Below are 9,585 nucleotides of genomic sequence, written 5' to 3' on the forward strand. Positions count from 1 at the left end.
CGTTCTGACTTTATCTGTGTGGGAATTTTCTTAACTCCTTCAACCAAACCCTTTACTACACAAGGATTTTAACCTTTTTTGTCCTCGATCGCTTTTTTATTTAAGCGAACGGTGAGTTAGTAAATTCGCCCGGTTGAAATTCACCACTGCTGGGGCGGCGTTCTTTTTGCCCATTAAGCAGGTAAATATACTGGCAGTCAATCTCATCCAGTTGGGTGGTGGCATCAATATTCCAATTTTCCACGCAAGCACCCGTCAGAGTAGCATGGCGCAAATCGGTATTGACGGCGTTGACTTCGGTGAGGTTTGCCCCCGCAAGGTTGGCGTATTGCAAGCTGGCTTCACTGATATTCGCTAGGCGCAAGTTGGCAGTTTGCAGGTTTGCCCCGTCTAGGTATGCCCCCCGTAAATTGGCTTGGGCAAAGTCTTTTCCGGCTCCGGTGCGGGAATCAATCAGGAAATCCCTAACCTGGGGATTGACTAACAAGGTATTGCCGGGGCGGGCTAATTCCAATTTAATTGCCTGCTGGAAGCGGGTTTTTTTCAGGATGGCGCGGTTGAAGTTGGTATTTTTCAACCTCGCACCCGTGAAATCTGCCTCGGTTAAATTAGCTTGAAAAAAGGATGTGCCACCAATAGCAGCAAAGGCTATCACAATTTGACGCAACCAAGGATCTCGGCTTTCCTGTTTGAGGGTCAACCAACCGAGGCAAAAGTAAAATAGCGTCAAGGCTACGGCTACGGCTACGGCTACGGCTACGGCTCCGGCTCCGGCTCCGGTTACGGCTACGGCTACGGCTACGGCTACGGCTCCGGCTACGGCTCCGGCTCCAGCTAGGGCTACGACTACGGCTACGGCTCCGGCTCCGGCTCCGGCTAGGGCTACGGCTACGGCTAGGGCTACGACTACGGCTACGGCTACGACTACGGCTACGGCTACGGCTCCGGCGAAGACTACGGCTACGGCTCCGGCTACGACTACGGCTACGGCTCCGGCTCCGGCTACGGCTCCGGCTACGGCTCCGGCGAAGACTACGGCGAAGGCGAAGGCGAAGGCGAAGGCTCCGACTCCGGCCAAAATATTTTTACGCCAAGTGACAGCGCAAAAACAGATGAGAAAAATTAAGGTGGACCAACCAGCAACTTGGTTTTGTGTACTGGATGAATCAAAAATTAAGCTCACCAGATAAGCGGCTACGAGGGAAAAAAAACTCGAAATCACAATTAACACCAAAGCCAACCCTAACAAAATCACCACCCAGCGCTTCGGCAATCCCGCCGTCGCCCCAGCAAACTTCACCCCCGTCAAATTCGCCCGACTAAAATTTGCCCCGCGTATATCACAGCCACTGAAATCCGCCCCCGCTAAGTCCGCGCCGCGAAAATTACCACCCCGCAAGGATTCCCCCCGGAAATCCCGCCGCCCGTTTTTGTACTGTTCAATAACTGCTGCTGCCTTCATCGCTTGCAAAATTGCCATACTATGCCCTCAATCTTACTGCAAGTCAGAAAGCGGGTTTCTTTAGAGAATCTGATTGATACTCCCACCCCACTAAGCACTTCGGGATTCTTGGTTCAACGAGTCCACGTTCAAAAACCTGGCATTTTTATGGGCAATCGCGTCAGGTTCCACACCTCACGTTCTAGAATATATCTGGATTTCCCCCATAGATATCTACTACAATAGCCGAAAAACCCTATCTATCAATGGATACACCCATTAACCTTTCTTAATCTACTAAGTAATTTTCTATGGAGAGTTAAATTATGTCGTCAACTGCCTACGAAACTGATTATAATCAATGGCTAAAAGAGACGGTAAAACAGTTACAAGAGCGTAATTTTGAGCAGGTGGATTGGGATAATTTAATTGAAGAAATCGAGAGTATGGGGAAAAGTGATAGACGAGCTTTAATGAGTCTGTTAACCCGTCTTATCGAACATCTTTTAAAGCTGGCTTATTGGCAAGAAGAAAAAAAACGGTCAGGTAATCATTGGGCGGCAGCAATAGTCAATTTTCGCGCCCAAATTCAGCAGCGTTTAGAAGACAGTCCCAGCTTACGGCCAGAATTAGCAGTTATGTATGATAAGGTTTATCCAGTGGCGATTAAATCGGTTTCTCAGCTTTTTTCCCTCAATTCAGACGCTCATATATCCCTCGAACAAACATTAGATGATAATTGGTTTCCCCCGGCTGAAAAATAGTTCTTATAGCAGTTATCTTAATGGTGAGGTATGAAGTTTTCGTTTTGGGGAGATGGGAGATTATTTTTATTTATTCTCCCCGGTCCCAATTCTGGTGCAGTTTAAGAAGTAATTTGGATAGTCAACAGCTTGCCCACTTTGCGGGGGTATTACCCTGATTAATACCCCCTATTTTTGCTCCGGTATAGTGTTAAGCTTCTCCTGTGATTGATAAACCTTCTACCCAAACGTAGGGACAAACACCACTGGGAGTGATAACTGCTTCTGGTTCCAGATAAACAATCGATTTCAGCAGTGTTAAAATATCTCCGGCTACGGTAGCGGAATCGATGCTAACGCGCTCATTTTTGTTAACTAACCAACCATCAAACGGCAAAGAGAAGGAACCTTGTAGAGAATTAACTCCTGCATGAAGTGCCTGTAAACTATCAATTAAAACCACATTTTCTGCTGTTTCCAAAGAATAGCTCTTTGGTTGATTAGCACTAGCAAAAACGTGATAAAAATGGGGACTAACCGTTACTTTTGACCCAATGTTACCGTTGCCAGTGGGTTCCGTATTCATCCGTTTAGCGGTAATCGTGCTATGGAGAAAATTACTCAAAATCCCCTCTTTAATTAATTCCACACGATGGGTGGGAGTGCCTTCACTATCAAAAGTTTCGGCGGCAACATTAGCCGGATGGAGGGCATCATCGCACAAATTTAAGGCAGTGGCTGCGATTTGTGTTCCTAGGGATTCTGGAGTAGAAAGACTCTGTTTATCAAGGACATTTTGGGCATTAAACAGATTAGAAAATGCTCCCATTAGACTCAAAAAGGCGCGAGGGGCAAAAACCACTAAATATTTACCCGTGATAATCGGTTGATAGTCCAGATGGCTAACAGTTTTGGTAATCGCTTCCTCGATGCAACCATCGATATCTAATTTTTCCAGGCCCGGACTGACCCGAAAAGCGCCGGCGCTGCGGGGTTTTTTGCCTTCCTGTTCGGTTTTGGTGTATAAATACACACTGGCATAACTACGCGCTTCCTGACGCATTGCCCCGTCGCTATTGAGATAAAAACGTCTGACCTGCTGTTGTCCCAAACCGTTATAGGGAACACTGGCAATAGCCGGATGGGCCGCTAGTAAAGATTTTTCGGCGGCTAATAACTTATCGATGAGAGTGGATACAGCTGCTTGATTAGACATTTCGCTGGCCACTTCTGTGGTAGGTGCAGTGGCCGCGGGACTAAAATCGGGGACATTTTCCTTAACGCCAAAAAAGCTGGCTTCTTGGGCGGTTTTCAGGGCTAATTGCAGTCCCACCGGGTCCACATCGGTGGTCGAGGTGACACCAACTTGATTATCCCGATTCCAGACGCGAACGATAACGCTGGAACGATTGGAAGCTTGTACCTGTTTGGGTTCCCCTTGAAACACATCCACATCGGTTTCATCGACAGAAGAACCATAGATGTCGTATTTAGCAATTCCTAAAGCTTGGGCGCTAGAATTAGCGATTTGGGCGATATCTTCAACTTTTGGCATAGATTTATGGGGGGTTAGGGGTTGGGGGTTGGGGGTTGGGGGTTGGGGTGATGGGGAGAATAAATAAAAGCTGAATCCTGTCTCCTGACGGCTGATAGCTATACTTAGCCTAAATTGGCTAAATTAGGCCAGGTGGTGACAATAAAGACGATAACGGCGGCCGTGGCCAGCATAGCTTTAGCAACGTGACCGATAACTGTACCGACGACGATACCGACACAGACTTTTAGGGATTGTTGCAAACGGGGGGTTAATTCCAAATCGCGACGATAGGCGTATTCTCCCAAAAAAGCTCCCACCACCGGACCGACAAATAAGCCGATAATTGGGCCGCCAATGGGTAAAGCGGGTAAAAGCCCGAATATTCCCGCTAATAAGCCCACTACTAGCCCGATTTGACTCCAATTGCTGGCCCCAACTTTTTGGGCGCCGAGATAACTAGCGAGGAATTCCACCCCCAGACTGAGGAGAAGGATAACAAAGGCCACGGCTAAAGCGACCCCCATCCCCGCGAATTTGGTGACGAAACCCCATACCAGCATGGCGATTAAAATCAAACTCATGCCGGGGACAGCGGGCAGCAGTTCGCCAATTATCCCCACTATCATGATGGCAATGAGGAAATAGTAGAGGATTACTAAAGCCATGATTAACGACCGCCAACGGTAATAGAATCTACTTTTAAATGGGGTTGACCAACGGTGACATAAACGCTACCACTGACGGAACCGCAAAAACCCGCCGCTAGACCTAAATCTTGGGAACACATAGAGATTTTATTCATAATCTCCTTAGCTGAACCGATTAAAGTCGCGCCTTTCAGGGGTTTAGTCAGGTTGCCGTTTTCGATAAGATAAGCTTCCTCGACGGCGAAATTAAATTCCCCCGTGGCCCCCACACTACCACCGCCCATTTTTTTGCAATAAATGCCTTTATCAATGGAATTAAAGAGATTATCGAGGGTATATTCCCCGGGAGCGATGTAGGTATTCCGCATCCGACTAGCGGCGGCATAGGTGTAGTTTTGACGGCGACCGCTACCTGTGCGCGGATGACCGGTTTTCATTGAACCAGTGCGATCGGCAATGAAGTTTTTTAGGATACCATTTTCAATTAGGAGAGTACGCTGGGCCGGCATTCCCTCATCGTCCATATCGATAGTACCGAAAGCTTTATCGGATAATCCTTCGTCCCAAGCCGTCAGGTTTTCGTGGGCGATTTTTTCGCCTTTTTTATCGAGAAAGGGTGTGGTTTTTTGTTCGATTTGGGTAGTTTCTAGCAAATGTCCACAGGCTTCGTGGAAGATAACACCGCCAAATTCATTGGCCATGACGATGGGATAACTGCCGGATTCTACATAGTCAGCGTAAAGCATTTTACCCGCCGATGCGGCCACTTCTGCCGCCGCTTCCTCGGCATTCCACGTCCGCAGAAAATCGGGATTACTGGTACTACCCAACCGTTTACCAATGCTAGAACGATTAGTTCCATCGGCACAGAGGAGATTATAGCCCACCGATTGGGTGAGGCGAATATCCCGGGCAAAAGTGCCATCACTAGCGGCAACTAAAACTTCTTGCCAATCGCGAAAATAAGCGGCGCGACGAGATTGGACGTGAGAGGCTTTCTGATTGAGTTGAAGGTTAGCAGTTAGCAGAATATCACCCATTTCTCCCAAAGAACTGCAATTATTCAGCCAAATATCTTTGTTTTTGACCGTGGCATAATCCCGGAACATTTCCAGATTGATTTCGGGAATATACGCGTTAGGACCGGGTAGGTTTAAACCGAGAATCGATAAACCTTTTTCTAGGGCATTTTTTAAGCCTTGGAAGCTTAAATCGTTGGTACTGACATAACAATCAGCTTTACCGCGAAAAAGGCGGATTCCTGCCCCTGTAGATAGTTTCGGTGAGAGACTGGTGATGGTGTCATCTTCGGCTAAACAACTGATATAGTTGACTCTTTCGAGGAAAAATTCGATAAAAGTTGCCCCGGCAGCCCGTCCCAGTCCTAGGAGAGTGGACAAGGGAGCCGCCCAAGAGCTATCAAAGCGCTCCAGACTAGGATTATATTTCAGGGTGGGGAGTTCTTTGGAGATGAGTAGAGTGGGTGACATAAAGCTGGTTTATCAGTTAATCGGCTGGTTTCTAGTCTAACAGCTATCAGTTTTTTCCGTCTGGGGGTGGGTTAGCGCAGCCCAACCCAGCTAAATTTTTCTCCTTCATATCTCTTAATAAAAACCTTGATTCGATCGCTCATCGCCCGCAAGATTAGATAAAGAGCGACTCAGGATAAAAATAATGGCCACAGCGACACAATTCTTAAACATTTCTGACTTGACAAAAGATGATTATTGTGTATTCGGTTTAGCGATTTGTTTTCTCAAACAGGAGGGAGAATTAGAAAAAGTGGCGGTGTTAGAACCGATTCCCTCGGCAGCCCTAGAGGCAATTGTCAAAGGAATTCCCACTTCCTACGAATTTGCCCGCGCCATGAGTTTAGGAGAGGTTTTTCAGGACGATAATCCTCAAATACCCAGTAATTTTCCCGATAATACCCAATTATGCGAGAATTTTGTCGAAAGGGCGATTGCGGCCACTCGCACCTATAAAAATCAACCCCACCTGCAAGGGTTAATCCCCTTGGGCAGCCAAAAAGACGATTTAAACTTTTCCCTAGAGAAAAAACGCATCTTGAATGCTGTTCATGTGGTGCGGACGGAGGATAACGTCAAACAACATTCTCACACCCATAAGGTTTTGTAATCAAGGTTAGTTCGGGTTAGGGAAATTTTGCAGTTTTCCCTGATTCCGAACTCAGATTATCGCAGTTATCTTAAGGGTGAGGTGTGGGGTGTGGGGTGTGGGGTGTGAGGTGTGGGGTGTGGGGTTTTACCCATTTTCAGGGGGTCAATTACCTAATTTTCAGGGAAAAAGTGCCTAAATTTCCCCCCCGAACACTCCAATGGCTGGCACTTTTTGATTTCAAAAAAGCCTAAAAATATTATCCAACAAGGTTTTTAGATTTATTCAGCAAACCCTACTTATAAGGACAGGCAAAAGGGTGAATAAATAATCAGTTTTTAATAACCGGATTTAGTATCAGACCATAGCAGTTATCTTAAGGGTGAGGTGTAAAGTTGGGATTTTGAGGAGTCGGTCGTCAGGAGATTATTTTTATTTATTCTCCCCACTTCATAATTCATAATTTATAATTAGCAGAAATTATTAAGGCAATGCTACACATAAATTTTGGGTAGCTGAATAAATATCTTCAAACAAATAATCCCATTGATTTTCTAAATGTTTAGCCATGTGGTAAGCAAGTAAAGGTGGCACAGCATTACCAATTAGTTTGTAACCATCCGTAGCCGAAAGTGAATATTTTTCATCTCCCTTGTTTTGTTGACGCACAAATTGAAAATCATCGGGAAAAGTCTGTATTCTCGCACATTCCCGCACAGTTAAACGTCTCATTTTTAACCCTGCTTCTAACTCATTAACTATCTTTCCTCCTAATTCTAAAGATAATCTCCTAAATTCAATATTACCGTGATGTTCCGAGCGAATAGTCGGACTTAAACCCTGTAAATTAACCTCGATTTGTCCCTGAGTTTTACCATAATATTTAGCTTTTGAGTAGCTTTTTTGTGAGAGGTCAAATAACTCATCTTCCGGTTCTGCTAAACCTGATAATATCTGACCCACTGTACTGTAAGTTTTAAATTCATGGGTTGGACGGGGAAAAATATCATTATTTTCTAGATGTGCTATCGCTGTCGCTTTTAAATAGGTTTTATTTAAACCAATAAAGATAATTCTTTCCCTAGTTTGGGGAATTCCGTAATCGGGAGCAAAGAGAAGTTTAGGGATAACTATATATCCATCTTTACCAATGGCACTAAAATCCTGTTCTATAATATCTTTAACATTAGCTAAAGAGATTAAACCTTTGACATTTTCAGCAATAAAAACTTTAGGTAAGGTTAATTCAATAACTCTTTTCATCCAATGATAGAGTTTCCCGCGATTATCCTGAAAACTATCTTCACTCTCATCTAGTAGTTTCCCCGTGTGACTTTTGTGAGAATTAAACCCCTTTCTTTTTCCTGAAATACTAAAATCTTGACAGGGAAAACCTCCCGTTACTACATCGATATTACTGGGAAACTGAAACTCTCCTTTTTCTGCTTGTTTGACTAAATCTACAATACTCCCCAAGTGAAATACATTCTTTTTACCCCTTTTTTCAAAGTAGGGAATCCAAGCATTATGAGCAGCTTTAGTTATATCATTAGCAAAGACAGTTTCAAAAGTAGTGCGCGGTAGTTTTAGCCATGGTTCCCGTCTTTCTACTATCCAATCTTGATGGATATTTTCATTAACACAGTCTTGATGTACCCAAAAATCTCCCTCTAATCCTAAGTCCATTCCCCCGCAGCCAGAAAATAGGGATAAAACTCGCTTTTGTTGCCTATTCATCACTATTGATTAAATAACTAATTCAATAATATCATACTGATAATCAACTCGATCGAAAGGGATTAATTAAAGTTAGTTGATGGGATATTATTAATCCATCCTGCATATCTTCAGAGTAAAGAAGACTAGCATCGGTTGCTAAGGCACTAGCTACAATTAAACTATCCCAAAAAGAAAAACTGTATTGAGTACGAAGATTAGAAGCAGATTCAAGAATTTTTAAGTTAAATTCTACCACTCGACAACGATTGTAAAGTTCTCGATTGATAGAGCTAATTCTCTCTTCCTGAAACTTAGCTTTTCTAAGCAAATTAATGGAAATTTCATTAATAACTTGAGTGCTAACAATTAAGCCCGACTCTTCAGTAATAGAAGTGGCAAGAATACGCTTTCTCTCTCTTTCTAAAACTTCCATCCGTTGATCTTCAAAGAGCCGATAAAGCCAAATATTAGTATCAATAAAGCTGGTTACCATTTTTAATTACGATTGGCGATTATAAATTTCATCACGAGATAGGAATCCAGAGACTTTGACAGGATTTTCAGTTAAATCATCGATAACTCTCTCATTTTTAAGTTCTGACTTCGTTATATTTGTCGTTTGTTTGATCACAATAACTTGCACTTCGCTGTCTTCCCTCAAGTCCTGTTGGTATTCTTCAGGAATTTCGATAATACCTTGTTTGATTTTTGCTTTAAATTCCACTGCATTTAACATATTGCTTCTCTTGATCGACTGTCTATTAAGATTAATTATAGCCCTCTTCTGTCACTATGAGTCGGAAGTGGGAAGTATGGCTGTACCGTTGACTGTATCTAGAGTAGTTTATTGGTATTACATTGCTTTAACTCAAGCTCTGTAAGACTTTTAGTCATAGCTACTATATTTATATGGGGGAAGTTGAGAAATAAGGCAAATTCCTAAATCAGAATATTTTGGGACTTGGCGATAATCTGCTTAACCCGAACCCAGGTAATGTTAAGATTTATGGTTCTTCGTTACTTGGTATGGTTCGATAGGGGGGCATAAATCGACTAAATCCTTATCTGGCAAGAGACTTAATTGATTAGTTCGCTCTAGATCAAAAACAATTGACAAAAATCGCTACAAACCGAAGAGCCAGATTTATTTTGCTAACTACTTTTTGGCTATTCTCTGCTGTACACTGGTGGCACTGCCTTCTAATAGACGAAGGTTCTCTCCACTCTTGCTTGTTGCCTGAGTTGTTCCTTGTCATCGAAAATTTGGCGTTGTCAGATTAAGAGATGATGAGGTAAAATAAATGAAAAATAAAATAAGCAGAAAGAACAATGAAATGCCCAGAATGTCAAAGCCATCACATCAATAAAAATGGTCATCGA

The 9,585-nt window shown here is 43.6% G+C and carries 8 protein-coding genes and 1 pseudogene; 2 read left to right on the forward strand and 7 right to left on the reverse strand.

Annotated features, from left to right (window positions below):
- Positions 1–118: 118 nt before the first annotated feature.
- Positions 119–1,462: pseudogene (locus EWV84_RS16495) on the reverse strand (pentapeptide repeat-containing protein); the annotation flags it as partial.
- A gap of 305 nt (positions 1,463–1,767) precedes the next feature.
- Between EWV84_RS16495 and EWV84_RS16500 the strand changes: the two are divergent.
- The gene (locus tag EWV84_RS16500; protein WP_287078877.1) at positions 1,768–2,205 is read left to right on the forward strand and encodes a DUF29 domain-containing protein; all 438 of its coding nucleotides are present in this window, start codon (positions 1,768–1,770) and stop codon (positions 2,203–2,205) included.
- Positions 2,206–2,395: 190 nt separating this feature from the next.
- Here the strand turns inward: EWV84_RS16500 and EWV84_RS16505 are convergent, their stop codons facing one another.
- From EWV84_RS16505 to EWV84_RS16515, 3 genes are all read right to left on the reverse strand, one after another.
- Positions 2,396–3,739: a TldD/PmbA family protein gene (locus EWV84_RS16505; protein WP_286827289.1), complete on the reverse strand. Its 1,344-nt coding sequence runs from the start codon at positions 3,737–3,739 to the stop codon at positions 2,396–2,398.
- Between the two features lie 104 nt (positions 3,740–3,843).
- Positions 3,844–4,386, reverse strand: a complete 543-nt coding sequence (locus tag EWV84_RS16510) for a DUF456 domain-containing protein (RefSeq protein WP_287078878.1) — start codon at positions 4,384–4,386, stop codon at positions 3,844–3,846.
- A gap of 2 nt (positions 4,387–4,388) precedes the next feature.
- On the reverse strand, positions 4,389–5,858 hold the full coding sequence (locus EWV84_RS16515; protein WP_287078879.1) for a TldD/PmbA family protein: 1,470 nt from the start codon (positions 5,856–5,858) through the stop codon (positions 4,389–4,391).
- A gap of 184 nt (positions 5,859–6,042) precedes the next feature.
- Between EWV84_RS16515 and EWV84_RS16520 the strand changes: the two genes are divergently transcribed.
- Positions 6,043–6,507, forward strand: a complete 465-nt coding sequence (locus tag EWV84_RS16520; protein ID WP_287078880.1) for a hypothetical protein — start codon at positions 6,043–6,045, stop codon at positions 6,505–6,507.
- Positions 6,508–6,969: 462 nt separating this feature from the next.
- Here the strand turns inward: EWV84_RS16520 and EWV84_RS16525 are convergent, their stop codons facing one another.
- From EWV84_RS16525 to EWV84_RS16535, 3 genes are read right to left on the reverse strand one after another with little or no spacing between them, the layout of a single operon-like run.
- The gene (locus EWV84_RS16525; protein WP_287078881.1) at positions 6,970–8,223 is read right to left on the reverse strand and encodes a DNA cytosine methyltransferase; all 1,254 of its coding nucleotides are present in this window, start codon (positions 8,221–8,223) and stop codon (positions 6,970–6,972) included.
- Between the two features lie 43 nt (positions 8,224–8,266).
- Positions 8,267–8,698, reverse strand: coding sequence for a PIN domain-containing protein (locus EWV84_RS16530; protein WP_287078882.1), 432 nt, complete (start codon positions 8,696–8,698; stop codon positions 8,267–8,269).
- Between the two features lie 6 nt (positions 8,699–8,704).
- A complete protein-coding gene (locus EWV84_RS16535; protein ID WP_287078884.1) occupies positions 8,705–8,941 on the reverse strand; it encodes a hypothetical protein in 237 nt (78 codons plus the stop codon).
- Positions 8,942–9,585: the final 644 nt, after the last annotated feature.

The organism is Microcystis sp. M_QC_C_20170808_M3Col (assembly GCF_007095505.1).
In the GTDB taxonomy this organism is placed as follows: domain Bacteria; phylum Cyanobacteriota; class Cyanobacteriia; order Cyanobacteriales; family Microcystaceae; genus Microcystis.